We start from the raw sequence: 23,757 nt of genomic DNA on the forward strand, positions 1-23,757 counted from the left end.
GAAGGGGTATGACAGATTGTCGCAGCATCAATCTGTCGCCTTGCCGTGAATGATTCCCGGTCCGGCCACGTCTTGAAGGGGAGCAATGCCATGGCTGGACCAGCCACCTCAACCAATTCGCCCGCCATCAAGTCTCGCATCGGCGCGATCCTGCGCGCCACGAGCGGCAATTTCCTCGAGCAGTTCGACTTCTTCCTGTTCGGCTTCTATGCCGCCGCGATCGGCAAGGCGTTCTTCCCGTCCACCAACGAGACGGCGTCGCTGCTCAACACGTTCGGCGTGTTCTGGCTCGGCGCCCTGATGCGTCCGGTCGGCGCCATCGTGCTCGGGGCCTATATCGACCGCATCGGCCGCCGCCAGGGCCTGATCGTCACGCTCGGCATCATGGCCTTCGGCACCGTGGTGATCGCATTCTGCCCGAGCTATGCGACCATCGGCATCGCGGCGCCGATCATCGTGCTGATCGGCCGGCTGCTGCAAGGCTTCTCCGCCGGAGTCGAACTCGGCGGCGTGTCGGTGTATCTCGCGGAAATCGCAACGCCCGGCAATCGCGGCTTCTACACCTCGTTCCAATCGGCGAGCCAGCAGGTCGCGATCTTCGTGGCGTCGATCCTCGGCTTCATTCTTTCCGAGGTGATGCCGGCCGACACCGTCGCCGCCTGGGGCTGGCGCATTCCCTTCTTCGTGGGCTGCCTGATCATTCCCCTGATCTTCGTGCTGCGGCGGACGCTGGAGGAGACGCCGGCCTTCCTCGCCATGAGGAAGCATCCGACGACGCGCGAGGTGTTCGCCTCCGCGCTCGCCAACTGGCGCATCGTCGTCCTCGGCATGATGATCGCGATCCTGACCACGACGACGTTCTACTTCGTCACGGTGTACACGCCGACCTTCGGCAAGACCGTTCTGAAGCTATCAACGCAGGACGCGTTGCTGGTCACGTTGCTCGTCGCCGTCACCAATTTCATCTGGAATCCGGTCGGCGGCGCGCTGTCCGACCGCATCGGCCGCAAGCCGGTGCTGCTCGCCATCGCGGGCCTGTCGCTCGTCACCGCCTATCCGGCGCTGCACTGGCTGGTGGCGGCGCCGACCTTCGGCAAGCTGCTCGCGGTCGAGATGATGTTCTCGTTCTATTTCGGCGTCTACAGCGGCACCATGCTGGGCGCGCTGGTCGAGATCGTGCCGGCGCATGTGCGCACAACCTGCTTCTCGCTCGCCTTCGCGCTCGCCGCTGCCCTGTTCGGCACCTTCACCCCGTTCGCCTCGACCTGGCTGATCGAACGCACCGGCGACAAGGCCTCGCCCGGTTTCTGGCTGATGTTCGCCGCGCTGCTCGGCATCATCGCGGCCTCGACGGTGTATCGCGGCGGCGGCAAGGCGGTGCCGACCTATGATGCGGTGCCGGAGCCGGTTGCGGGGCGTTGATCGTCGTTCCGGGCGCTCCCTTCACCCTCCCCTGGAGGGGGAGGGTCGGTGCGCATGAAGCGAAGCGGAATGCGGACCGGGGTGGGGTGACGGTCCCTCCGCATCGAACGCCGCCCGTGAGGAGAGATCACCCCACCCCGCTCGCGCTTCGCGCGATCGACCCTCCCCCTCCAGGGGAGGGTAAGAGCGGCGCCTACAACTCCACCACCACGTAATCGCTCTCGACTTTCACTGGGATGGTCTCGGCGACATACGGTCCCTTCACCACGCTGGCGCCTGGCTCGACATGGGCCGGATAGGCCTTGACGCGAAAGCGGCGGGGATCGCAATAGGACTGGCCGGTGCGAATGTCGAACTCCCAGCCGTGCCAGGGGCAGCGGATGATCTCACCCAATTTGGTGTATTCGATCTCGCCGGGATTGCTCGACTGTGCGAGCCCGATCAGTGGCCCCTCGCACAGCGCCGCGCCCTGATGCGGGCAGCGGTTCATTAGGCCGAAATATTCGCCCTTGATGTTGAAGACGGCGATCGGCCGCCCGTCGATCTCCAGGAATTTTCGCGTGCCCGGCGGAAGCTCGTCGACCGCGGCAATCACGTGCCGCGCCATCAATTTATGCCATATAGCTTCTTTGCATTGCCGAGATAGAACGCCTCGCGGTTGGCTTCGCTGACGCCGGCCGGCAAGACGCGCGAGGGCTCGTCATAGTCCCAATGCGGATAATCGGTCGCGAACAGCAGGCGGTCCCAGCCGATCCATTTGATGACGTCGAACAGATCCTCGCGGCTTTCAGGATCCTCCATCGGCTGCGTCGTCCACCACACCTGCTCGCGGATATATTCCGACGGCGGCCGTTTTACATGCGGCACCTCGCTCCTGAGCCGCTGCCAGGCCTTGTCGAGCCGCCATGCCAATGACGGCGCCCAGCCGAAGCCGGCCTCGATCATCACCATCTTCAGTTTCGGGAAGCGCTCGAACACGCCCTCCAAAACCAGGCTCGCCAGCGCCGATTGCTGGCACTGCGAATGCCCGACCATCTCCTCGATGTAGTAGGACGGCCAGCCCGACGGCGTGATCGGGTTGCCACCGAAGCCGAAGGCGTGCACGCCGACGGGAAGGCCGGCCTCTTCCGCAGCCTGATAGATCGGCCAATAGCGGCGCTGGCCGAGCGGCTCGACATTGCGGCTGAGCAGCAGCACCTGCACGAAGTTCTTGTCGCCGGCGCGCTCGCGGATCTCGGCTGCGGCCGACAGCCCGTCCTCATTGCCCACGACGATCGAGGCTTTCAGCCGCTTGTCCTTGCTGGTCCATTTGTCGATCTGCCAGTCGTTGATCGCCGAGCACAGAGCGGCCGAGAGCTCGTGATTGCGGATACCCTGCCCGGTGTTGAGCGGATTGAGCACGCCGAGCTGGACGTTGTTGGGATCGAGCAATTGCTTCTGCATGAAGGCGAGCGAGGAGCCCTGCGGGCCGCCTTCCGGCGGATAGGCATCGCGGCGCGAGGCGTTGGGCTGGGCCTTCGGATAGGGCGGACCTTCCATCATGCCCTGATAGGCATGGACGCCGTAGACTTCGAGGTGATGCTGCCAGCGTTTGGCGAGATAGGGATAGAGCTCGGTACGGGTGGCGCGTGCCGGATGGATGTCGCAGTCCGCGATCGCGGTTTTGACGGTCAGTGGGGAAGCGGCTTCTTGGTTCTCGCGGAACTGGATATTCATCGCCTTGCCTCCTTTGGCAGCGGGCTCATTTCAGGCGGGGATAGGTTGCATGCGGATTGTCGATCATGATCTTGCGCACGAGATCGGGGGACAGACCTTCGGGCAGCGCGTCCTGGTCGTCGAACTGCCAGTGCGGATAGTCCGTGGAGAATAAGACCAATTCGTCCGACTGCATATGATCAAACAGGCGAATTAATGTCTCGGGTTCCGGCGGCGCATCAAATGGCTGTAACGAGAAGCGGATGTTGCTGCGCACAATCTCCAGCGGTGCGCGATCGACCCACGGCGTCTCCATCCGCACCCCGCGCCAGAACTTGTGCAAGCGCCAGAGATAGGGCGCGATCCAGGACACGCCAGACTCCAGCATCACCATTTTCAGCCGCGGATATTTGGCGAACACGCCCTCGACAATCAGGCTGGTGAGCTGGGTCTGGAACGCCTGGGCCTGCCCGACATAATCCTCGATGTGATAGGACCCCCAGCCCACGGCGGTCGGTGGATTGTGATAGGCGGAACCGGCGTGGATGCCGACCGGGAGTTCCAGACGTTCCGCGGCCTCGTAGATCGGCCACAGCGCGCGCTTGCCGAGCGGCGTATCGCCCATCACCAGCATCAGCACCTGCACGAAGCGCTTGTCCTGTGCGCAGCGCTCGATCTCGGCAATGGCTTTCTCGACGCTTTGCGTGGGGATCACGATGGAGCCACGCAACCGCGCGTCGCGATCGAGCCATTCCTTCGCCAGCCAATCGTTCAGCGCGCGGCAGAAGGCCGCCTGCATGTCCTCGGAGAACACCATCTGCACGCCATACAGCGGATTGCAGATGGCATGCTTGAGCTGGAAGGGATCCAGCACGTGGCGCTGCATGGCCTCCAGACTCTCGCCGGGCTTGCCGGTCTCGGGGCGCCAGTCCGGCCGCGCGGTGATCGGCGAGTTCTGCGGATAGGATTGCGAGATAAGGTCGACCATGCCGCGCGTCGTCACCTGATCGCGCCAGTAATCGTTCAGGTACGGCAGCAGGCTGGTCAGATGCGGCACGGCCGGATGCACGTCGCAATCGATGCCGCCGGCGATCAGGGATGCCATCACGTCTCCCTTCTCACGTTTCCTCGCATGTCTCTTCTTGTCCCCGCCATTGAAGCAGGCCTGCCCGTCGCCCGCAACTCGGCCAAGCGTCCTGCCATATGCTAGGAAGGCTGAGCTCGGTTGCGAAGGAATGAGGGGTTGCGAAATGAAAGAGCTCGTCGGCATTGCGGAACAGGTCGCGGCCAAATTGATCGCGCGCAAACAGACCATTGCGGTTGCCGAATCCTCCGCCGGCGGCCTGATCGCGGCCAGCCTGCTCGCGGTGCCCGGCGCATCCGCCTATTTCCTTGGTGGCGCGGTGGTCTATACCCGCGATGCCAGGCGGGTGCTGATGGATATTTCGGACGAAGGAATGAAGGGCCTTCGGTCCTCGTCGGAGCCCTATGCGCAATTGCTGGCCGAGCAGATGCGCATCCGCTTTGGCTGCGACTGGGGCCTGTCCGAAACCGGCGCCGCCGGCCCCAGCGGCAACCGCTATGGCGATGCCGCCGGCCACAGCTGCATGGCAGTTGCGGGACCGGCGTCAGAGGTGATGACGCTAGAGACTGATAGCAACGAACGGCTCGCGAACATGCAGGTGTTTGCAGCGACGGCGCTGAAGTTGTTGTTGAGGAAGCTGGAGGGGTGACGCTGGCTGTGCGGACGAAGTTAGCCAGGACAAGCTCACCACAACACTGCTCATGCCCCGCGAAGGCGGGGCATCCAGTACGCTGGGCCCATGGATTGAACAACAACCGTCTCGGAGTACTGGATCGCCCGGTCAAGCCGGGCGATGACGACCGAATATGACGCGACAGCTACCTTCGCGTCAGCGGCATCCAATTGTCCCGTTCGCGCCCCCGAACGGGACAATGCTGAAAATCTGGCGCCCTGTCACTATCGGAACCAAAGGACATGGCTATCATCTGAAGCCCGTCAGCAGCACGGCTCGCTGAGCCGGCTGCGCTCCAGCCTCAGTAGACGAGCGCCGAGCCTGTCGGCTGATCCAGTGCCGCAGCCAGCGATCTATACTCCTGGCAATCGGTTCCGCAGATCGACGCAATTCGACCGAGGTGATAGAGCGCTTGCTCGCGATTGCCGCGCTCGAGCTGCCACAATCCATAATATTGCCACGTCAGCACGTGGTTCGGATCGGCCTTCAATGCGCGCTCGTACCAGGCTTGGGACTGCTCGTAGTCGCCGAGCTTGCGATAGGAGTAACCGATCAGGTTGGCGACGTTCGGATGGTCGTCATGGCCAAGCGACTTCAATTGCGCGATCGCGGCAGCATAGTCGTTGCGCTCGTAGATGGTGTCATAGGCCATACGGTAGCCGGCCGCGAATGCAGGATCGCCGATGCTGGACTGGTTGTTCGGCTTCTTGCCTTTGTGTGTGGACTTGGCCCCCGGGCGCTTCGGATAGGTCGGCTGCGGCCTCTGATCCGAATAGGTGCTGCCAAACGGATCCGTGCCGGGGCCACCGCCTCCGCCTCCGCCACCGCCACCGCCGCCTCCTGCGGCAAGGGCCGGCGGGCTCAACGATGCTGCCGCAAACGTACCAAGCGCGACGAGTCTGATCATTGCTGTGATCATGTCTGTCTCCTGTACTGCTTCGAGCGACCCCGGACGAGGTGATAACCCTGCCTTGGCGGCAATATTCCAGGCGCTGCATTCACGGAGACGTCAGCGTTCGTACGACAGCTCTGTTGCCCTTTACTGAAATGCAACTTCCGCAAAGCTGCGGAGCTTGCGCGAATGCAGCCGTTCCGATTCCTGCTGCTTGAGCCGCTCCAGCGCCTTCAGGCCGATCTCGAGATGCTGGCCGACGCGGCGGCGGTAGAATTCACTGGCCATTCCGGCGAGCTTGATCTCGCCGTGCAGTGGCTTGTCGGAGACGCACAGCAGCGTGCCGTAGGGCACGCGGAAGCGGTAGCCGTTGGCGGCAATCGCAGCCGATTCCATGTCGAGCGCGACCGCGCGAGACTGCGACAGGCGGCGGATCACCTCCCGCCCGGAGATCTCCCAGTTGCGGTTGTCGACGCTCGCGACCGTGCCCGTGCGCATCAGGCGCTTGAGCTCGAAGCCTTCGAGACCGGTGACGTCCTCGACCGCCTCCTCGAGCGCGACCTGCATCTCGGCCAGCGCCGGGATCGGCACCCACAGCGGCAGCTCGCGGTCGAGCACATGGTCCTCGCGCACATAGCCGTGCGCGAGCACGTAGTCGCCGAGGCGCTGCGTGTTGCGCAGGCCCGCGCAATGGCCGAGCATCAACCAGGCATGCGGCCGCAGCACCGCGACGTGATCGGTGACGTTGCGCGCATTGGAGGGACCAGTGCCGATGTTGATCAGCGTGATGCCGCGATAGCCGGGTGCGGCCAGGTGGAAGGCCGGCATCTGCGGTGCGCGAGCCGGCGCGGTGCCGCTGATGGCGCCGCCGCTGGTCGTGATCACGTTGCCGGGCGCGACGAAAGCATCGAGCCCGGCTTCGCCGGACTGCAGCCGCTGCTGGCACGCTTGCGCGAATGCGTCGACATAGAACTGATAGTTGGTGAAGATGACGAAGTTCTGGAAATATTCGGGATCGGTGCCGGTGTAGTGATAAAGCCGGCGCAGCGAGTAATCGACGCGGGCGGCGCGGAACAGGGACAGCGGCTCCGGCGCGCCCGGCTGGAGTTCGAAGGTGCCGTCGGCGATCGAATCGTCCATGGTCGCGAGATCGGGCACGTCGAACGCATCGCGGAGCGAGCGTGTGACGAGCGACTTCTCGCTGGTGGTGATGGCGGCTTCGATATTGATGTCGCGGCGATAGGCGAAGTGGATCGGGATCGGTTCGGCGGACTCGCCGATCTCGACGGGGACGCCGTGGTTCTGGATCAAGAGGCCGATCTGCTCGGTGAGATAGCTGCGGAACAGATCCGGCCGCGTCACGCTGGTTTCATGCACGCCGGGACCGGCGACGAAGCCATAAGCAAGACGCGAATCCAGCCGCGCATGCGTCGCGGTGGTGAGACGGACGAAGGGATAGTAGGCGCGCACCCGCGTCGTGATCGCTTCACCACCAACATAGGCCTCGAAACGTTCGCGCAGGAATTTCGTGTTGCGCTCGTAGATTTCCTCGAGGCGGGCAACGGCGAGGTCCGCCTCGGTGAAGGATTGGGTGGCGATGGAAGGAGGGGACTGCATGGTTCGACCGCCGTGTTGCTGGGTTTGAGTCGAACTATAGCAAAGAAGGCGGTGCCGTAGGGTGGGCAAAGCGAAGCGTGCCCACCAATATGCGCGTCGTAAGAAAGATGGTGGGCACGGCGCGTTGCGCCTTTGCCCACCCTACGAGACTACCAGACTGCTTGCCCTCGCAGTATAGCAAACTGACAGCCAAGTCGTCATTGCGAGCGCAGCGAAGCAATCCAGAAATCTCACCGCGGAGACAGTCTGGATTGCTTCGCTGCGCTCGCAATGACGGGGAAGATGACGCGCTTTTCGCGCGTCACTTCTCGCGGAACGCCCGCATCAGCTGGTCGTGAAACGGCTTCATCAGATAGGACAGCATGGTGCGATCGCCGGTTTGGACGAAGGCTTCCACGGGCATGCCGGGAATCAATTTGACGTCGCCGAGACGGGCGAGCTCCTCGGCCGGCATCGATACGCGGATGGTGTAATAGCCTTGGCCGGTGCGCTGGTCGGTGGTGACGTCGGGCGAGACGCGGCTGACGAGGCCGTTGAGCTCTGGCGTGGTGCGCTGGTTGAACGCGGACAGGCGCAGCAGCGTCTTCTGGCCGATCTGAAGCTTGTCGATGTCGACCGGATTGACCTTGGCCTCGACCTGGAGATCGTCGGCCTGCGGCACGATCAGCATCAAGGTATCGCCGGCGGTGATGACGCCGCCGATCGTGTGCACCGTCGATTGCAGCACCATGCCGTCCTGCGGCGCACGGATGTCGACGCGGCGGAGCTGGTCTTCGGCCGCGACCTTGCGCTCGATCAGCTCGCCGATCTTGTCGTTGGTCTCGCGCAGGTCCTTGGAGACCTCGCTGACCACGTCCTTGTCGATCTGGATGATCTGCAGCTCGGTCTCGGTGATCTTGCCCTTGGCCTGGGCGCGCGAGGCGATGTACTGCGCGCGCTCGCCGTTGAGACGGGCCGAGTCGCGCTCGAGCTGGGTCAGGCGCGAGATCTGCACCAGACGCTTGTCGTAGAGCTCGCGCACGCCGGTGAGCTCGTTCTGCACCAGCGCGATCTCCTGGTCCTTGGCCTTCTCCTGGGCGCTGAGACCGGCGATTTCCTCGTTGAGCTGCGTGATGCGCTCGCGAAGCTGCGCCTTCTGCCCGGTGCGGCCGTTGACGCGGACCTCGAACAGCTTGGTTTCTGCGGCGAGCAACGCCTTGACGTCGGGATCGCTCGCACGCTCGATCAGGGTTTGCGGGAATTCGATCCGGTCGAGCCCGCGCTGCTCGGCTTGCAGTCGCGCCGCACGCACCTGCGCGGCGTCGAGATTCTTGGTGACGATGGCAAGGTTGGCCTTGGTGACGGTGTCGTCGAGCCGCACGACGATGTCGCCGGACTTGACCAGGTCGCCGTCGCGGGCGCGCACCTCGCCGACCACGCCGCCGGTCGGATGCTGCACCTTCTTGACGTTGGATTCGACCACGATCTGGCCCGGCGCGATCAGCGCGCCCGAGATCAGGACGGTCGAGGCCCAGCCGCCGAGGCCGACCACCAGGACCACCACGATCGCGAGGCCGAGCATCAGGTGAAACTTGATGGAGTCGCGTACGGTCTTCTTCGCGGCCGCCTTCGTGCCGCCGATGGCCATCGTGCTCATGGCTTTGTGCTCATGGTTTGGCCACTCCGCCTTCGCTGACGATCTTGATCGGGGCCGGCGGCGTCACCCGCGGCTGCAGCACCTGGGCGAGCACCTGCTCCTTGGGGCCAAAGGTCTGCATGCGGCCGTCGCGCAGCACCAGGATCTGGTCGACCGCCTCGACGCCGATCGGCCGGTGCGCCACCACGACGACGATGGCACCGCGCTCGCGCGCCGCGCGGACGGCGCGGGTCAGCGCCTCGTCGCCTTCGGTGTCGAGATTGGAATTGGGCTCGTCGAGCACGATCAGGAAGGGGTTGCCGTAGAGCGCACGCGCCAGCGCCACGCGCTGGGCCTGTCCCGCGGAGAGCGCGGCGCCCTGCTCGCCGACCTGGGTGTTATAGCCCTCGCGCATCTTGATGATCATCTCGTGCACGCCGGCCTCCTTGGCCGCGGCGATGATCGCCTCGGAGGTGGCCTCGGGATCGAACCGGCTGATGTTCTGCGCGATGGTGCCGCCGAACAATTCGACGTCCTGCGGCAGATAGCCGATGTGGCGGCCGAGCGCGTCGCTCGACCATTGATCGAGCGCCGCGCCGTCGAGCCGCACCTTGCCGCGCACCGGCTGCCAGACCCCGACCAGCGCGCGGATCAGCGACGACTTGCCGGAGCCGCTCGGGCCGATCACGCCGAGGCCGTTGCCGGCGGTAAGCGCGAAGGTGACATCCTGCACCACGAGACGCTGATCGCCGGGCGGCACCATGGCGACCCCTTCGACCGAGAGCCGGCTGGTCGGCGCCTGCAACTGGGTCGGCGTCGCCTGCGCCGGCATCTGCTCCAGCAGGCGCGTCAGGCGATGCCAGCTCTGCCGCGCCGCGACGAAGGATTTCCAGTGCGCGATGGCAAGATCCACCGGCGCGAGCGCCCGGGCGGACAGGATCGAGCCGGCGATGATGATGCCGGCGGTCGCCTCCTGGTGGATGACGAGATAGGCGCCGACCGCGAGCACGGCCGATTGCAGCATCATGCGCAGCACCTTTGCGACCGCGCCGAGACCGCCGGCGACGTCGCTCGCCCGCTGATTTCCGGCGAGGTATTTTTCGTTGGCCTCGCTCCAGCGCTGGTTCATCCGGCCGGCCATCCCCATCGACACCATCACTTCGGCGTTGCGGCGGCTGGCCTGGGCGAGGTCGTTGCGCTGGGCGGCGAGGCCCATCGCCTCCTTCGCCGGCTGGCGGGACATGAACTCGGTCACCAGCGTCAGCCCGACCAGGATGACGGCGCCGACCAGCGCGGTGACGCCGATCATGACGTGGAAGGCAAAGCAGATGGCGAGATAGAGCGGCAGCCAGGGCAGGTCGAAGAACGCGCTCGGGCCCATGCCGCCGAGGAAGGAGCGGACATTGTCGAGATCGCGTAGCGGCTGCAGGCCCTCGTTGCGGCTGCCGACCAGCAGCGGCAGACGCACGATGGTGTCGAACACGCGCTTGTTGAGGGCCTCGTCGAGCGAGGTGCCGATCCGCCCCAGGATGCGGTTGCGGATCATGTCGAGCACGCCCTGCGCCATGTAGAGGAAGCTGGCGAGGATGATCAGGCCGACCAGGGTCGGGATGCTGCGGCTCGGCAGCACCCTGTCGTAGACCTCCAGCATGAAGATCGACCCGGTCAGATAGAGCAGGTTGATCATGCAGCTCATCAGGCCGACGCCGATGAAGGCCGTGCGACAAGCGCGCAAGGCATCACCGAGCTCCGAACGGCGGACGCCAGGGATGGCTGCCATCAGTCTGATCTCTTTCGGCTAAAGGGCAAAGCCCTGATTTCAAAGGCGATTCAAGGAGTACTCGCCTCGGATTAACATCTGTTTTCCAGCCGTCCGACACGGCCGAATTTAATCCGCGGCCTGATGGGCCACATCTACCCCCGACAGCCGTCCGCGCAAGTCCGGAATTTCACAGGCTTGCGGCTTTTTCTTGCAGGCTTTCAGCCGCTTCCGGGAAAGGTGCGGCTCGAGTTCCACTCAGCCGAAGGCGGGGCTAGAGCCGGCCCCCGCCGCGCACCAGACGTACCACCAGCAGCAGGATGACCGCGCCGATCGCGGAATAGACGATCTCGGAGATCAGGCCGGTGCCGAGGCGGATTCCAAGCTTTGGAAACAGCAGGCTCGCCACCAGCGCACCGCAGATGCCGATCACGATGTCGCCGATAATGCCGAACCCGGCGCCCCGCACGATCTTGCCGGCGAGCCAGCCGGCGACGAGGCCGACGAACAGGATGACGAGCAGGCCTTCGTTGGAAATGTGCATCTGTGAGGTCCCTCTCCGTGAGCGGGGGCCATGGAACGGGAACCGGGATGAATGGGGTGTGAATGCTGGGAACGCTGGCGCCGCCCGCGTCAACTCATCCGAACTACGACCCCATGGTGACCGGCTCCGCCAGGACGCATCTGGCCACCCGGCCCGGGCCGACCTCCACATTCCCCGGCAATTGCTCCAGGCAGCGCGGCTCGGCCAGCTTGCAGCGGGGAGCGAACGAGCAATTGTGCGGCTTCTCGGCCAGCGACGGCGGCGTTCCGGGGATGGTCTCCATCCGCTGGCCCCGCTTGGCGCCGTGGATGGTGGAGGCGAGCAGGCCCTTGGCATAGGGATGCACGGGCGAGCGGACGATGTCGCGCAAGGTCCCCTGCTCCACGATCTGGCCGGCATACATCACCGCGACGCGGTCGCAGATCTCGATGGCGACGCCGATGTCGTGGGTGACGAAGATGACGGACATGCCGAACTCGCGCTGAAGCTCGCGCAGCAGCAACAGGATCTGGATCTGCACGGTGGCATCCAGCGCGGTGGTCGGCTCGTCCGCCAGAAGGATTTTTGGCCGGCAGGCCAGTGCCAGCGCAATCATGGCGCGCTGGCGCATGCCGCCCGACATTTCGTGCGGATAGGCATCGAGCCGGCGCTTGGCCGAGGGAATGCGCACGACCTCGAGCATTTCGAGCGCGCGTGCGCGTCCTTCCGCAAAACTCTTGCCTTCATGGCGCACCACGCTTTCGGCGATCTGCGCGCCGATCGTGTAGACCGGATCGAGCGCGAGCGCGGGCTCCTGAAAGATCATCGAGACAGTCTGGCCGCGGAACGACGACAGCTCCTCGTCGTTCATCGCGAGCACATCGCGGCCCATGACATTGACCGTGCCGGAGATCTGCGTGCGCTTCTTCGGCAGCAGCCGCATCAGCGCACGCAAGGTCACGCTCTTGCCCGAACCGGATTCGCCGAGCAGGCCCAGCACCTCGCTGTTGCCGAGCGAGAGGCTGAGGTCGTTCACGGCATAGACCGTGCGCTCGCCGGTGAAGCGGATGTTGAGGCCTGAGATCTCGACGAGGTTTGTCATGACGGCAGTTTCGGCAATCGGTCGTGATAGTCGGTCGCGCGCTGGAACGCGGCGCCGATGGTGAGCAGGGTGGCTTCGTCGAAAGAGCGGCCGATCAGCTGCATGCCGACCGGCAGGCCGGCCTTGGTGAAGCCCGATGGAATGGTCAGCGACGGCAGGCCCAGAAAGTTCACCGGGCGGGTGAACAGCGTGAGCCGCTGCAACAGCGCCGGCGCGTTCGGGCCGCCGCCGACGTCGCTCTCCTCGATCGTCGGCGCCGGCACCGGGGACGCCGGCGCGATCACCGCATCGACGCCTGCCGTCGCGGCATTGTGGGCCGCGAGCGCCGGCCCGCGCCAACGCATCGCCTCGATATAAGTGATGGCGGGAACGGCGAGGCCGTTCTGAAGGCGCATCAATGTCTGCGCGCCGTAATCCTGCGAACGCTCGATCAGCCAGCGCTTGTGGAAGGCGGCGGCTTCAGCGGCCAGCACGAGCTGGCTCGCCGCCTGCAATTGCCGCTGGTCCGGCAGCTCGACCTTGACGATGTCGGCGCCCTCGCGCTTGAGCACCGCGATGGTCTCGTCGAGCACGCGCGCGACCTCCCTGTCGAGATCGTCGACATAGTAGGTCGCGGGCACGCCGATCTTGAGGCCGTTCAGGGATCCCTTGGTCGCGGCGACGTAGTCCGAGAGAGGCTCGAGGCTCGCGGTCGGATCCTCCGGATCCGGGCCGGCCGTCAACGCCAGCAGCAGCGCGCAATCCTCCGCGGTGCGGGCGAGCGGGCCGACCGTGTCGAGCGATTGCGACAGCGGCATGGCGCCGGCGCGGCTGACGCGGCTCCAGGTGGTCTTGAGCCCCGTGACACCACAGAAATGCGAGGGCATGCGGATCGAGCCGCCGGTGTCGGAGCCGAGCGCGGCATAGGTCAGGCGCGCTGCGACCGCCGAGCCGGAGCCCGAGGACGAGCCGCCGGTGATGTGCGCCACGTTCCAGGGATTGCGCACCGGGCCATAATGGCTGTTGTGCCCGGTCGCACCATAGGCGAACTCGGCGAGATGCAGCGTGCCGAGCCGGATTTGGCCGGCGTCCTTCAGCCGCTGCAAGGCGGTCGACGTGACGTTCGGCACGAAATCGCGGCGGATCAGCGAGCCACAGGTCGCGACGTGGCCGGCGTCGTAATACATGTCCTTGTGCGCGAGCGGCACGCCATGCAGGGGGCCGCGGACATTGCCCTTGGCGAGCTCGGCATCGGCGGCATCCGCCGCTTTCAATGCCGTCTCGGCCTCGATCGACATGAAAGCGTTGAGATGCGGTTGCCACTGCGCGATGCGCTGCAGCAGCGCGCGCGTCGCTTCGTGCGAGGACACCTGCTTCATCGCGATCGCGCGCGCGACCTCGGTGAGCGTCATCAGAGCGGGCTCACGGCTCATTTCGACACCTTCTGCGTCTGCACGAGCACGTAAGTTGCGGGCTCCAGATCGAACGGCAGCGTGCCGGCGATGGCGGCGAAGCCTTCGAAGGCGGGGCCGATGGCGTTGGAGATGCGGGTCGCGATCTCGTCGTCCACAGGCACGCCGGCGACCTGCGCGATCGGCTTGATCTCTTTCGGTGTCGGTCTCGTCATGCGGTATCTCCCCTGGGGGCACGGCTATGGCCCGAACCCGGTATCGCCATGTAGCACGCGGCCTCGTGGCCCATATTATCGAGCGCCGTGAGCTTTGGTGTCGCATTTGCGCAGAGCGGCTCCGCAAACGGGCAACGGGTGTGGAAGCGGCAGCCGGAGGGCGGATCGATCGGATTGGGCGGATCGCCCGTGATCGGCGGCGTCTCGGTGCGGCTATCAGGATCGGACGACGGCATCGCGGCGAGCAGCGCCCGGGTATAGGGATGCGCCGGGCTGTCCCAGACCTGGTCGACCGGGCCGAGCTCGACGACTGCGCCGAGATACATCACCAGCACGCGGTCCGAGATGTAGCGCACGACATTGAGGTCGTGGCTGATGAAGAGATAGGTGAGGCCGAATTCGCGCTTGAGATCGGCGAGCAGGTTGAGCACCTGCGCCTCGACGGATTTGTCGAGCGCGGAGACGGCCTCGTCCAGGATCACCAGCCGCGGCGACAGCGCCAGCGCGCGCGCGATGTTGACGCGCTGGCGCTGGCCGCCGGAGATCTCGTGCGGGTAGCGGTTGGCGAAGTTTTCCGGGCGCAGGCCGACCTTGCCGAGCAGCTCGCGCGCCAGGTTGCGCGCCGCGCCGTCGGCCATGCCGTGAACCTTGGGGCCGAAGGCGATGGATTCCTCGATCGTCAGGCGCGGATTGAGCGAGGCGTAGGAGTCCTGGAACACCATCTGCATGCCGCGGCGCAGCTCGCGCAAGCTCAGCGACTGGCCGACGCTCATGCCGTCATAGATGATGTCGCCATCATCGCGCGGCATCAGGTGCATCAGGAGCCGCGCGGTGGTGGACTTGCCGCAGCCGGACTCACCGACGATGCCGACCGTCTCGCCCTTGGCGACGGAGAAGGAGACATTGTCGACGGCACGCACGGTGCGCTTGGCGGCGAACAGGCCGCCGCGCACCGGAAAGTGCTTGGTCAGGCCGTTGACCTGAAGCAGCGGCTGCGCGACGCCGCCGCGGTCCTCGACCGGCTCCAGCATGGCGACGGACGTGTTGCTCTCGCTCATGGCCGTTGTCCTTCACCTCTCCCCATCGGGGAGGGGTGTACGGAGGACGCCGCGACAGTGTGCTTGCGCATCATGATCTCTAGTTCCTGATGTCCATGGCGCTGCGCAGGCCGTCCGAAAGGAGATTGAAGCAGATCGAGACTGCGAAGATCATCGCGCCCGGCAAGGCTGCGACCCAAGGATTGACGTAGATCGCGGTGCGCAGGGTGTTGAGCATCAGGCCCCATTCCGGCTCTGGCGGTTTGGTGCCGAGGCCGAGGAAGGACAGGCCGGCCGCCAGGATCATCGAGACCGAAATGAGACTGGTGGCATAGACGAAGATCGCGCCCAGCACGTTGCCGAGGATGTGCACGCGCATGATGGTGAAGGCGCCCGCGCCGGAGGCACGCGCCGCCTCGACGAAGTCCATGTTGCGCACGCCGGTGGTGACGCTCTCGGCAACGCGGGTGATCTGCGGCACGAACACGATGGTGAGCGCCACGATGGAATTGAGGATGCCGGCGCCGAGCGCGCCGGAGATCGCGATCGCCAGCAGCACCGACGGGAAGGCGTAGAATACGTCCACCGTGCGCATGATCGCGGTGTTGAGCTTGCCGCCGACATAGCCGGCAATGATGCCGAGCGAGGTGCCGATGCAGAAGGCCAGGATCACCGGCAGGATGCCGATGACCAGCGACAGCCGGCCGCCATAGATCAGCCGCGCCAGCATGTCACGGCCGAGCTCGTCGGTGCCGAGCGGATAGCCTGTGGTGCCGATGTGGCGGAGGCGGCGGATCATCGAACCCTTGTAGGGGTCTTCGAGACCGAGCCACGGTGCGAGGATCGCGGAGAGAAAGATCAGCAGCAGCACCAGCGCGCAGGCCATGCTGACCTTGTCGCGCATGATGCGGCGGCCGACGGTCGCCCAATAGCCCCGCGCCTTGGTGGCGGGCGCGGCCTGCAGCGCGGCATCGGCGGTGGCGGACAACGGAAGCTCGCTCATCGGCTGGCTCCCGTTGGGTATCGGTGTGGTCGGTGCGAACCACGGGCGCGGTACACCTCTCCCGCTTGCGGGAGAGGTCGCGCCGCAGGCGCGGGTGAGGGCTTTCGCCTCTTGGGGGTTCCCGATTGCGGAGACACCCTCTCCTCAACCCTCCCCCACAGGCGGGGGAGGGAGCGCACAGTTTGCGTGGCGACAGCTGGGCTCATTCCATCAGCCCCGCTTGATGCGCGGGTCGATCGCGGCTTGGGCGATGTCGACCAGGAGATTGAGGAACACGAAGAACAGCGCCAGGATCAGGATCGTGCCCTGCAGCAGCGGCAGGTCGCGCTGGAAGATCGCGGAGTTGAGCAGGAAGCCCGAGCCCGGCCAGGAGAACACCGTCTCGATCAGGATCGAGCCGCCGAGCATGTAGCCGAGCTGGAGCCCCATCACCGCGAGCGCGGTGGGCGCGGCGTTCTTGATGACGTGACGGAACACGCCGCGCTCGTGCAGGCCTTTTGCGCGCAAGGCCTCGACGAAGTCCTGGCTGAGGATATCGCCGGTGAGCGCGCGCACCGTGCGGGTGACGATGCCCATCGGGATCACCGAGGTCGTGATCGCCGGCAACACGAGATATTTGAGGTGCGCCCAATCCCAGGCCCAGGAGTTGGAGCCGTCGGGGCCGGCGCCGACCGCGGGCAGCCAGTTCAGCTGGACCGAGAAGATGATGACCAGCAGCATGCCGAGCCAGTAATGCGGCACCGAGACGCCGGCGATGGCAAAGGAGGTCGCGACCTTGTCGATCCAGGTCTCACGGAAATAGCCGGCGATCAGGCCGAGCAGGATGCCCATGGTGAAGCCGATGATGGCCGCAGCAATCGCGAGCGTGACGGTGTTGCCGACCGCGCGCATGACCTCGGCCAGCACCGGGCGTCCGGTGGCGATGGAATTGCCGAGATCGCCATGAAGGGCACGTAGCAACCAAAGCCCGAACTGCACCGGCAGCGGGCGATCGAAGCCATAGGCGGCGCGCAGCTGCGCGGCGAGCTCCTGCGACGCATCGGCCGGCAGCACGGCAACCAGCGGATCGCCCGGCGTGATGTGCACGAGCAGGAAGCACACCAGCGCGACGCTGATGACGATGGGGACGACGTAGACAATGCGTCTGGCGGTATAGGCGAGCACGTTTGGTTCTTTTCTTCCCTTCTCCCCTTGTGGGAGAAGGTGGCGCGAAGCGCCGGATGAGGGGTTCTATCCCCGGATACAGTCGTTACGACGCGAAAGGGACATCCGCGGAGAGAGACCCCTCACCCGGCTTCGCTAAAGCGAAGCCACCCTCTCCCGCAAGGGGAGAGGGTGCAGCGAGTGCGCGGCGCGAATTACTGCGCGATCGACACCGGCGAGAAGTCGATGAACCAGCTCTTCGGCTGCACGACGCCTGTCACCTTCGGGCTCATCGCGCGTGGGCCGACGTCGTGGGCCACATAGAGGAAGGCGGCGTCGTCGACGGAGGCCGCGTGCAGCTCGGCGAGCGCGGCGTCGCGCGCGGCGGGATCGAAGGTCTGGCGCGCCTTCTTCACCAGCTCGTCGAACTTGGGGTTGTTGATGAAGCCCCAATTGTTCGAGACCGGCGGTGCCATGCCCGATTGCAGGAAGCGCACCAGCGCGAAGAACGGGTCCATCGCCGCATAGGTGACGTTGGTCGCGTGCGAGCCGTTGGCACTGGGATCCTTGGCGCCGCGGCGCCAGTTGGTAAACAGCGTATTCCATTCGATGACGTCGAGCTTTACGTCGAAATAGCATTCGGCCAGCGCCTGCTGGAGATACTCGTTCATCGGCAAGGGCTGCATCTGGCCCGAGCCGGACGCAGACGTCTGCGTCTTCACGGTCAGCTTCTTGTTGGGACCGTAGCCGGCCTCCTGCATCAACTTTTGCGCAGCCGCCTTGTCGTACTTGATCTCGAAGCTTGGCTTGCCGCGCCAGGGATGGCCGGGTTCGAAGGTGCCGGAGGCCGGCACCATCAGGCCGGCGAGCAGGCCGTCCTTGAGGCCTTCGCGGTCGACGCAGAGGTTCGCCGCCTTGCGCACCCGGATGTCGTTCCAGGGCGAACCCTCGACGCGGGAGAACTGCCACGGCCAGACATGCGGCTGCTCATTGGCGTAGAGCTTGAAGCCGCGCTGCTTGAGCTCGGGCAGCGCGTCCGGCGCCGGCGCTTCGACCCAATCGACCTGGCCGGACAGCAGCGCCGCGGTGCGCGCGTTAGCTTCCGGCATCGGCAAGAGCACCATCTTGTCGATCTTGGGCACGCGGGCCTTGTCCCAGTAGCTCGCGTTCTTGACCAGCTCGAGCCGCTCGCGCGGCGTGAAGCTCGCCATCTTCCACGGGCCGGTGCCCGAGGCGTCCTTGGCGAACGCGGTCCATGCGGCTTGCGACTTCGCCTTGGCGTCGGCACCCTCGGCCTTGTCGTAGAAGGCCTGCCATTTCGCCGGGCTCGCCATGAACAAATTGGTGAGGTTGATCGGCAGGAAGCTGTCGGGCTCCTTGGTGGTGAGCTCGACGGTCATGTCGTCGATCTTCCTCGCGGAGGCCAGAGTCGGCATGCGCGAGGCCGTGACGCCGACCTGGCTGGCGTCGAATTGCGGCGCATCCTGCTTCAGCACCTTCTCGACGTTCCACACCACGGCGTCGGCGTTGAACGGCGAGCCGTCATGGAAGGTGACGCCGGGGCGCAGCTTGAAGGTCCATTTGGTCTTGTCGGCATCATCGACCTTCCACTCGGTGGCAAGGCCGGGGATCACCACGCTGGGCTTGTCCGCCGAGGACAGATCCCAGCTGGTCAGCGCGTCATACATGGTGAGGCCGGTGAAGCGGTTGCCCTCAAACCCCTGATCGGGCTGGCCGAGGGTGCGCGGAATATCGGCAGCGGTCATGCCGATGCGCAGCACAGTTTCCGCGACTACCACGCGCGGCCATGCGGCCGCACTGCCCAGCGCCAAGAGCGCGATCAGCGCCGCCCGTGTCTTCTTGTTCTTGATAAGCATCGCCTCGATCCTTCTTCGGCTTTCGATGATTAATTTTGATGCAATCGTATGCAATGGCTATGCCAAGGAGAAACTTTTTCTGCGAATTGCGCCTGCGACGACAAGTCCTTGTGATCGATTGAAGACAGAGCAGCCCGGCTGCCTATTCTGGCATCAAGATTGCAAGTTTGGCCCCGAAATCCCCTGGGAGCTTTGGGCCATGCGTATTCGTCTATCGACCTGTCTCGCCGTGCTTGCGCTGGCAATTTCCGCGATCTCGGCGCGCGCCGAAACCGTTGTGCGCTATGGCATCTCGATGGCGGACATTCCGCTCACCACCGGCCAACCCGATCGCGGCGCCGGCGCCTATCAGTTCACGGCCTACACGATCTACGATCCGCTGGTGGCCTGGGAGATGGACGTTGCCGATCGCCCCGGCAAGCTGGTGCCGGGCCTCGCCACCGAATGGAAGGTCGACGATGCCGACAAGACGAAGTGGCGGTTCACCCTACGAGACTGTGAATCTTTTGTACCGCGCGTCAGACGAATGTGATTCTCTGGGCAGACTGATCTGCTGGAGAGGATGATGGCTGACGACGGACTTTTTGGTGAATTGCCGGAGCAGTCGGCACGAACCGAAGCGGTGCCGCAAGGCGCACCTCGGCTGCGCGAGCCTGTGCGCAATCAGGTCGAATTGCGAGCGGTCGATATCGACAGCCTGATCGGGCAGGATCATCCAGCGCGGGTGATCTGGGCTTATGTCGAAGGGCTGGACCTGAGCGAGCTGGAAGATCGCGTCAAGGCACGGGAAAACAGGCCGGGCCATCCGGCGCCATCGCCACGGTTGTTGCTGGCGCTTTGGCTGTACGCCGCGAGCGATGCCGTTGGCAGCGCGCGGGCGCTGGACCGGCTCTGCGACAGCCACGACGTCTACCGCTGGCTCTGCGGTGGCGTGTCGTTGAACCATCACGGGCTGTCGGACTTCCGGGTCGGCTGTGCCGACTTGCTCGACCGTTTGCTGGTTGAACATCTGGTGGCCCTGAACGAGGCAGGGCTGGTCGATCTGGAGAAGCTGACCCAGGACGGGGTGCGGATACGAGCGAATGCCGGGACCGGATCTTTCCGGCGGGAGGCGACGCTGGATCGGCAGATGGCGCAGGCCGAGGCCATTGTGGAAGAGCTCAAGCGCGAGGTCGATGCGGACCCGGAAGCCAGCAATCGGCGGATCCGGGCCGCCAAAGAGCGGGCGGCGCGCGAACGCAGCGAGCGGGTGCAAGCCGCGCAGGCCGCGCTGGCCGAGATCAAGCGCAAGCGAAAACAGCTCGACGACAAGGGCGGCAATGGCAAGAAGCCGAAGGAGCCTCGGGCCTCCACCACCGACCCGCAGGCCAGGGTGATGAAGATGGCCGATGCCGGCTTCCGTCCGGCCTATAATGTGCAGGTGGCTAGCGCGGCTGGCGAACTGATCGTGGTCGCGATCGATGTCGACAACAGCGGCTCAGATCGTGGCTTGATGCGCCCGATGCTGGAGCGAACGCGCGCTCGGCTGAAGCGCTTGCCACGCCGCTACCTCGCCGATGGCGGGTTCTGCACTGGCGACGACATCGAATGGGCGCATGGCGAGGGCATCGAGGTTTACTGTCCACCGCCCCAATCCAGGAGCGGTGTCGATCCCTTCTTACCCCGGAGCAGCGACGGTCCTGGCATAGCGGCCTGGCGTGCTCGCATGGCCAGCGAAGCCGGCAAGGCACAGTACCAGGCCCGTACCATCTGCGAATGCATCCATGCCCGCTGGCGCAACTGGGACCTCAGGCAACTGACCGTGCGCGGCATCGAGAAGGTCCGTGCCGTCGTGCTCTGGTACGCCCTCACCAACAACATCCTGCAAGGGCATCGTCTCGCAAAAGCATAGATAACCAACAGCCTGACGCCGCCGGCTTCCCCCATCAAGGGGCGATACCACCCCTTGATGCCGAAGCCGAAACAAAACGAATTGGCTCACAGGCTCTACGCAAGGGCGTGAAGTTTCACGACGGCAGCGAGTTCAACGCCGATGCGGTGATCTGGAATCTCGACAAGGTGCTCAACGACAAGGCGCCGCAATTCGACAAGCGGCAGAGCGCGCAGGTGAAGACCCGCCTCCCCTCCGTCGCCAGCTACGCCAAGATCGACGACTTCACGGTGGAGATCACCACCAAGACGGTCGATTCCTTCTTCCCCTATCAGATGCTGTGGTTCCTGGTCTCGAGCCCGGCGCAATATGAAAAGCTCGGCAAGGACTGGGACAAGTTCGCCAGCCAGCCCTCCGGAACCGGTCCATTCAAGCTGACCAAGCTGGTGCCGCGCGAGCTTGCCGAGCTAGCCAAGAATCCGGACTACTGGAACAAGAAGCGCATTCCGAAGGTCGACAAGATCGTGCTGGTGCCGATGCCGGAAGCACTGACGCGCACCAACGCGCTGCTCGCCGGGCAAGTCGACCTGATCGAGACGCCGGCGCCGGATGCCGTGCCGCAGCTGAAGGCGGCCGGCATGAAGCTGGTCGACAACGTCACGCCGCATGTCTGGAATTATCACCTCAGCGTGCTGCCGGGCTCGCCCTGGACCGACATCCGCCTGCGCAAGGCGCTGAACCTTGCGATCAACCGCGACGAAGTCGTCGGCCTGATGAACGGCCTTGCCAAGCCCGCCAAGGGCCAGGTCGACCCGTCGAGCCCCTGGTTCGGCAAGCCCAGCTTCGAGCTGAAATATGATCTCGCTGCCGCCAAGAAGCTGGTGGAGGAAGCGGGCTATTCCAAAGCAAAGCCGCTGAAGACCACCTTCATCATCGCGCAGGGCGGCACCGGCCAGATGCTGTCGCTGCCGATGAACGAATTCCTGCAGCAAAGCTTCAAGGAGATCGGCATCGAGATCGACTTCAAGGTGGTCGAGCTGGAGACGCTCTATACGCATTGGCGCAAGGGCGCGGCGGACGAGATGAACGCCGGCATCACCTCCAACAACATCGCCTATGTGACATCGGATCCGCTCTACGCCATCGTCCGCTTCTTCCATTCCGGCCAGATCGCGCCGGTCGGCGTCAATTGGGGCGGCTACAAGAATCCGAAGGTCGACGCGCTGATCGACGAGGCCAAGCAGACTTTCGACAGCACCAAGCAGGACCAATTGCTGGCGCAGGCGCACGCGCTGATCGTCGACGACGCCGTGCTGGTCTGGGTCGTCCACGACACCAATCCCCACGCGCTGTCACCGAAGATCAAGCAGTTCGTGCAGGCGCAGCACTGGTTCCAGGACCTGACGACGATCGGGGTGGAATGAGCAACAGGCAAGGGTGGGCATGGCGCTTTGCGCCTTGGCCCACCCGCAACACCGCGCGACGCGCGATCACCGCCCCTTGGTCGGGATCTTGTTGTACGGCACGTCCTTGTCGATGCGGATATCGCCCGGCAGGCCCAGCACGCGCTCGGCGATGATGTTGCGCAGGATCTCGTCGGTGCCGCCGGCGATGCGCATCGAAGGCGAGGACAGCAGCATCTGCTGGAATTGACCCTGCGCCGTTTCCTCGTCGTTGCCGGTGAGAACACCGGCCGCGCCCTGCAGGTCCATGGCGTAGGTCGCGATGTCCTGCAGCATCATGCCCGAGACCAGCTTGCCGATCGAATTCTCCGGGCCCGGCCGCTCGCCCTTCGACAAGGCGGAGATCGTGCGGTAGCTGGTGTATTTCAGCCCGTTCGACTTGGCCGCCCAGCTCGCGAGCTTGGAGCGCACGGCGGGATCGTCGATGGCCAGGCCATCCTCCAGTACCAGGTTCGAGCAGAGCTCGAACATCTCGGGCACGCCGGTCGCGAGCCGCGCGCCGATCGACATGCGCTCGTTCATCAGCGTGGTCAGCGATACGTTCCAGCCGTCGCCGACGGCGCCCAGCCGCTGGCTGTCGGGAATCACCACGTCGGTGAAATAGACCTCGTTGAATTCTTGCATGCCGTTGGCCTGCTTGATCGGCCGCACCTCGACGCCGGGGCTCTTCATGTCCAGGAAGAACATGGTGAGGCCCTTGTGCTTGGGCACGTTCGGATCGGTGCGCGCGATCAAAAGGCCATAGTCGGAATAATGCGCGCCCGAGGTCCAGATCTTCTGGCCGTTGACGATCCAATTGTCGCCCTTCTTCTCCGCCCGCGTGCGCAGGCCTGCGACGTCGGAGCCGGCGGACGGCTCGGAGAACAGCTGGCACCAGATCTCCTCGCCCGAGGCGAGCTTCGGCAGATAGCGGCGCTTGGCGTCCTCGCTGCCGAACGCCATCACGGTCGGGCCGCACATCCCCTCGCCGATCTGGAACGGCTGCGTCAGCTTGCCGTAGACGCCCTCCTCCTGCTGCCAGATCACCTTCTCGATCGGCGTCGCGCCGCGTCCGCCATATTCCCTAGGCCAGTGCAGGCAGGCCCAGTTGCCCTCGAACTTCTTCTTCTGCCAGGCCTTGCCGACATCGACGATGTCGTGATTGGCAAGGCGGATGCGGCCGAGCGAGGACTTCGACAACTCGGCATGCAACTCCCTAGGCGCATTGGCCTCGATCCATTTGCGCGCGGTCTCGCGGAATGCGGCTTCCTGCGGGGTGTCGTCGAAATTCATGGCGGACCTCACTTCTGCGTAGGGTGGGTTAGCCGAAGGCGTAACCCACCACTTCTGTCGAGTATCGTTGCGAGCATGGTGGGTTACGCTTCGCTAACCCACCC

The 23,757-nt window shown here is 64.9% G+C and carries 19 protein-coding genes and 2 pseudogenes; 5 read left to right on the forward strand and 16 right to left on the reverse strand.

Translation table 11 applies throughout. The annotated features are described in order from the left end of the window. The first annotated feature begins 90 nt into the window (after nt 1-90). Nucleotides 91-1,422 carry an MFS transporter gene (locus N2602_RS36220; protein WP_172787030.1) on the forward strand — a complete coding sequence of 444 codons (1,332 nt, stop codon included), beginning with the start codon at nt 91-93 and terminating at the stop codon, nt 1,420-1,422. A 193-nt stretch (nt 1,423-1,615) separates the two neighbouring features. Here the strand turns inward: N2602_RS36220 and N2602_RS36225 are convergent, their stop codons facing one another. From N2602_RS36225 to N2602_RS36235, 3 genes are read right to left on the reverse strand one after another with little or no spacing between them, the layout of a single operon-like run. Further along, the gene (locus N2602_RS36225; RefSeq protein WP_036040510.1) at nt 1,616-2,029 is read right to left on the reverse strand and encodes a Rieske (2Fe-2S) protein; all 414 of its coding nucleotides are present in this window, start codon (nt 2,027-2,029) and stop codon (nt 1,616-1,618) included. After that, nucleotides 2,029-3,138, reverse strand: a complete 1,110-nt coding sequence (locus N2602_RS36230; RefSeq protein WP_260381092.1) for an amidohydrolase family protein — start codon at nt 3,136-3,138, stop codon at nt 2,029-2,031. Before N2602_RS36230 ends, N2602_RS36225 begins: the two co-directional genes overlap by 1 nt. Nucleotides 3,139-3,163: 25 nt before the next feature. Then, entirely contained in the window at nt 3,164-4,222 is a 1,059-nt protein-coding gene (locus N2602_RS36235; protein WP_260381093.1) for an amidohydrolase family protein, read from the reverse strand. A 145-nt stretch (nt 4,223-4,367) separates the two neighbouring features. Between N2602_RS36235 and N2602_RS36240 the strand changes: the two genes are divergently transcribed. Continuing rightward, entirely contained in the window at nt 4,368-4,850 is a 483-nt protein-coding gene (locus N2602_RS36240; protein ID WP_260381094.1) for a CinA family protein, read from the forward strand. A 325-nt stretch (nt 4,851-5,175) separates the two neighbouring features. Here the strand turns inward: N2602_RS36240 and N2602_RS36245 are convergent, their stop codons facing one another. The 12 genes from N2602_RS36245 to N2602_RS36300 all read right to left on the reverse strand — a co-directional run bounded on the left by N2602_RS36245 (nt 5,176) and on the right by N2602_RS36300 (nt 19,048). Beyond that, nucleotides 5,176-5,793 carry a lipopolysaccharide assembly protein LapB gene (locus tag N2602_RS36245; protein WP_172787026.1) on the reverse strand — a complete coding sequence of 206 codons (618 nt, stop codon included), beginning with the start codon at nt 5,791-5,793 and terminating at the stop codon, nt 5,176-5,178. Nucleotides 5,794-5,913: 120 nt separating this feature from the next. Beyond that, nucleotides 5,914-7,383: an AMP nucleosidase gene (locus N2602_RS36250; protein WP_172787025.1), complete on the reverse strand. Its 1,470-nt coding sequence runs from the start codon at nt 7,381-7,383 to the stop codon at nt 5,914-5,916. A 301-nt stretch (nt 7,384-7,684) separates the two neighbouring features. Next, complete coding sequence (locus N2602_RS36255; protein WP_172787024.1) at nt 7,685-9,019, reverse strand: HlyD family type I secretion periplasmic adaptor subunit; 1,335 nt, start codon at nt 9,017-9,019, stop codon at nt 7,685-7,687. A 10-nt stretch (nt 9,020-9,029) separates the two neighbouring features. Next, on the reverse strand, nt 9,030-10,778 hold the full coding sequence (locus N2602_RS36260; protein WP_260381095.1) for a type I secretion system permease/ATPase: 1,749 nt from the start codon (nt 10,776-10,778) through the stop codon (nt 9,030-9,032). A 253-nt stretch (nt 10,779-11,031) separates the two neighbouring features. Next, nucleotides 11,032-11,301 carry a GlsB/YeaQ/YmgE family stress response membrane protein gene (locus N2602_RS36265; protein ID WP_025033652.1) on the reverse strand — a complete coding sequence of 90 codons (270 nt, stop codon included), beginning with the start codon at nt 11,299-11,301 and terminating at the stop codon, nt 11,032-11,034. 103 nt (nt 11,302-11,404) lie between these two features. Continuing rightward, entirely contained in the window at nt 11,405-12,382 is a 978-nt protein-coding gene (locus N2602_RS36270) for an ABC transporter ATP-binding protein (protein ID WP_260381096.1), read from the reverse strand. Further along, entirely contained in the window at nt 12,379-13,794 is a 1,416-nt protein-coding gene (locus N2602_RS36275; RefSeq protein ID WP_260381097.1) for an amidase, read from the reverse strand. The genes N2602_RS36270 and N2602_RS36275 overlap by 4 nt, the downstream gene beginning before the upstream one ends. Further along, on the reverse strand, nt 13,791-13,988 hold the full coding sequence (locus N2602_RS36280; protein ID WP_212260027.1) for a hypothetical protein: 198 nt from the start codon (nt 13,986-13,988) through the stop codon (nt 13,791-13,793). The genes N2602_RS36275 and N2602_RS36280 overlap by 4 nt, the downstream gene beginning before the upstream one ends. Continuing rightward, a complete protein-coding gene (locus N2602_RS36285) occupies nt 13,985-15,046 on the reverse strand; it encodes an ABC transporter ATP-binding protein (RefSeq protein WP_260381098.1) in 1,062 nt (353 codons plus the stop codon). Before N2602_RS36285 ends, N2602_RS36280 begins: the two co-directional genes overlap by 4 nt. 79 nt (nt 15,047-15,125) lie before the next feature. Next, a complete protein-coding gene (locus N2602_RS36290) occupies nt 15,126-16,028 on the reverse strand; it encodes an ABC transporter permease (RefSeq protein WP_057028343.1) in 903 nt (300 codons plus the stop codon). A 210-nt stretch (nt 16,029-16,238) separates the two neighbouring features. Further along, entirely contained in the window at nt 16,239-17,192 is a 954-nt protein-coding gene (locus N2602_RS36295) for an ABC transporter permease (RefSeq protein ID WP_260381099.1), read from the reverse strand. A gap of 194 nt (nt 17,193-17,386) precedes the next feature. Then, a complete protein-coding gene (locus tag N2602_RS36300; protein ID WP_172787017.1) occupies nt 17,387-19,048 on the reverse strand; it encodes an ABC transporter substrate-binding protein in 1,662 nt (553 codons plus the stop codon). 199 nt (nt 19,049-19,247) lie between these two features. On the opposite strand from N2602_RS36300, the pseudogene N2602_RS36305 reads away from it, so the two are divergent. The 3 genes and pseudogenes from N2602_RS36305 to N2602_RS36315 form a co-directional block, all read left to right on the forward strand. Beyond that, nucleotides 19,248-19,541 (forward strand): annotated as a pseudogene (locus N2602_RS36305) (ABC transporter substrate-binding protein); the annotation flags it as partial. Nucleotides 19,542-19,610: 69 nt separating this feature from the next. Beyond that, complete coding sequence (locus tag N2602_RS36310) at nt 19,611-20,939, forward strand: IS1182 family transposase (RefSeq protein ID WP_212257604.1); 1,329 nt, start codon at nt 19,611-19,613, stop codon at nt 20,937-20,939. A gap of 95 nt (nt 20,940-21,034) precedes the next feature. After that, nucleotides 21,035-22,342, forward strand: a pseudogene (locus N2602_RS36315) (ABC transporter substrate-binding protein); the annotation flags it as partial. Between the two features lie 66 nt (nt 22,343-22,408). Here N2602_RS36315 and N2602_RS36320 read toward each other — a convergent pair. After that, nucleotides 22,409-23,653, reverse strand: a complete 1,245-nt coding sequence (locus N2602_RS36320; RefSeq protein ID WP_260381100.1) for an acyl-CoA dehydrogenase — start codon at nt 23,651-23,653, stop codon at nt 22,409-22,411. Nucleotides 23,654-23,757 lie beyond the last annotated feature (104 nt).

Source organism: Bradyrhizobium sp. NC92 (assembly GCF_025200865.1).
Taxonomy (GTDB): Bacteria; Pseudomonadota; Alphaproteobacteria; order Rhizobiales; family Xanthobacteraceae; genus Bradyrhizobium.

Bases quoted from the DNA above. Each gene is read 5' to 3' on its own strand.
- N2602_RS36260 (WP_260381095.1), bottom strand. From the start codon at position 10,778: ATGGCAGCCATCCCTGGCGTCCGCCGTTCGGAGCTCGGTGATGCCTTG.
- N2602_RS36310 (WP_212257604.1), top strand. From the start codon at position 19,611: ATGATGGCTGACGACGGACTTTTTGGTGAATTGCCGGAGCAGTCGGCA.
- N2602_RS36265 (WP_025033652.1), bottom strand. From the start codon at position 11,301: ATGCACATTTCCAACGAAGGCCTGCTCGTCATCCTGTTCGTCGGCCTC.
- N2602_RS36245 (WP_172787026.1), bottom strand. From the start codon at position 5,793: ATGATCACAGCAATGATCAGACTCGTCGCGCTTGGTACGTTTGCGGCA.
- N2602_RS36250 (WP_172787025.1), bottom strand. From the start codon at position 7,383: ATGCAGTCCCCTCCTTCCATCGCCACCCAATCCTTCACCGAGGCGGAC.
- N2602_RS36280 (WP_212260027.1), bottom strand. From the start codon at position 13,988: ATGACGAGACCGACACCGAAAGAGATCAAGCCGATCGCGCAGGTCGCC.
- N2602_RS36225 (WP_036040510.1), bottom strand. From the start codon at position 2,029: ATGGCGCGGCACGTGATTGCCGCGGTCGACGAGCTTCCGCCGGGCACG.
- N2602_RS36230 (WP_260381092.1), bottom strand. From the start codon at position 3,138: ATGAATATCCAGTTCCGCGAGAACCAAGAAGCCGCTTCCCCACTGACC.
- N2602_RS36290 (WP_057028343.1), bottom strand. From the start codon at position 16,028: ATGAGCGAGCTTCCGTTGTCCGCCACCGCCGATGCCGCGCTGCAGGCC.
- N2602_RS36275 (WP_260381097.1), bottom strand. From the start codon at position 13,794: ATGAGCCGTGAGCCCGCTCTGATGACGCTCACCGAGGTCGCGCGCGCG.
- N2602_RS36255 (WP_172787024.1), bottom strand. From the start codon at position 9,019: ATGAGCACGATGGCCATCGGCGGCACGAAGGCGGCCGCGAAGAAGACC.
- N2602_RS36300 (WP_172787017.1), bottom strand. From the start codon at position 19,048: ATGCTTATCAAGAACAAGAAGACACGGGCGGCGCTGATCGCGCTCTTG.
- N2602_RS36235 (WP_260381093.1), bottom strand. From the start codon at position 4,222: ATGGCATCCCTGATCGCCGGCGGCATCGATTGCGACGTGCATCCGGCC.
- N2602_RS36220 (WP_172787030.1), top strand. From the start codon at position 91: ATGGCTGGACCAGCCACCTCAACCAATTCGCCCGCCATCAAGTCTCGC.
- N2602_RS36320 (WP_260381100.1), bottom strand. From the start codon at position 23,653: ATGAATTTCGACGACACCCCGCAGGAAGCCGCATTCCGCGAGACCGCG.
- N2602_RS36285 (WP_260381098.1), bottom strand. From the start codon at position 15,046: ATGAGCGAGAGCAACACGTCCGTCGCCATGCTGGAGCCGGTCGAGGAC.
- N2602_RS36240 (WP_260381094.1), top strand. From the start codon at position 4,368: ATGAAAGAGCTCGTCGGCATTGCGGAACAGGTCGCGGCCAAATTGATC.
- N2602_RS36270 (WP_260381096.1), bottom strand. From the start codon at position 12,382: ATGACAAACCTCGTCGAGATCTCAGGCCTCAACATCCGCTTCACCGGC.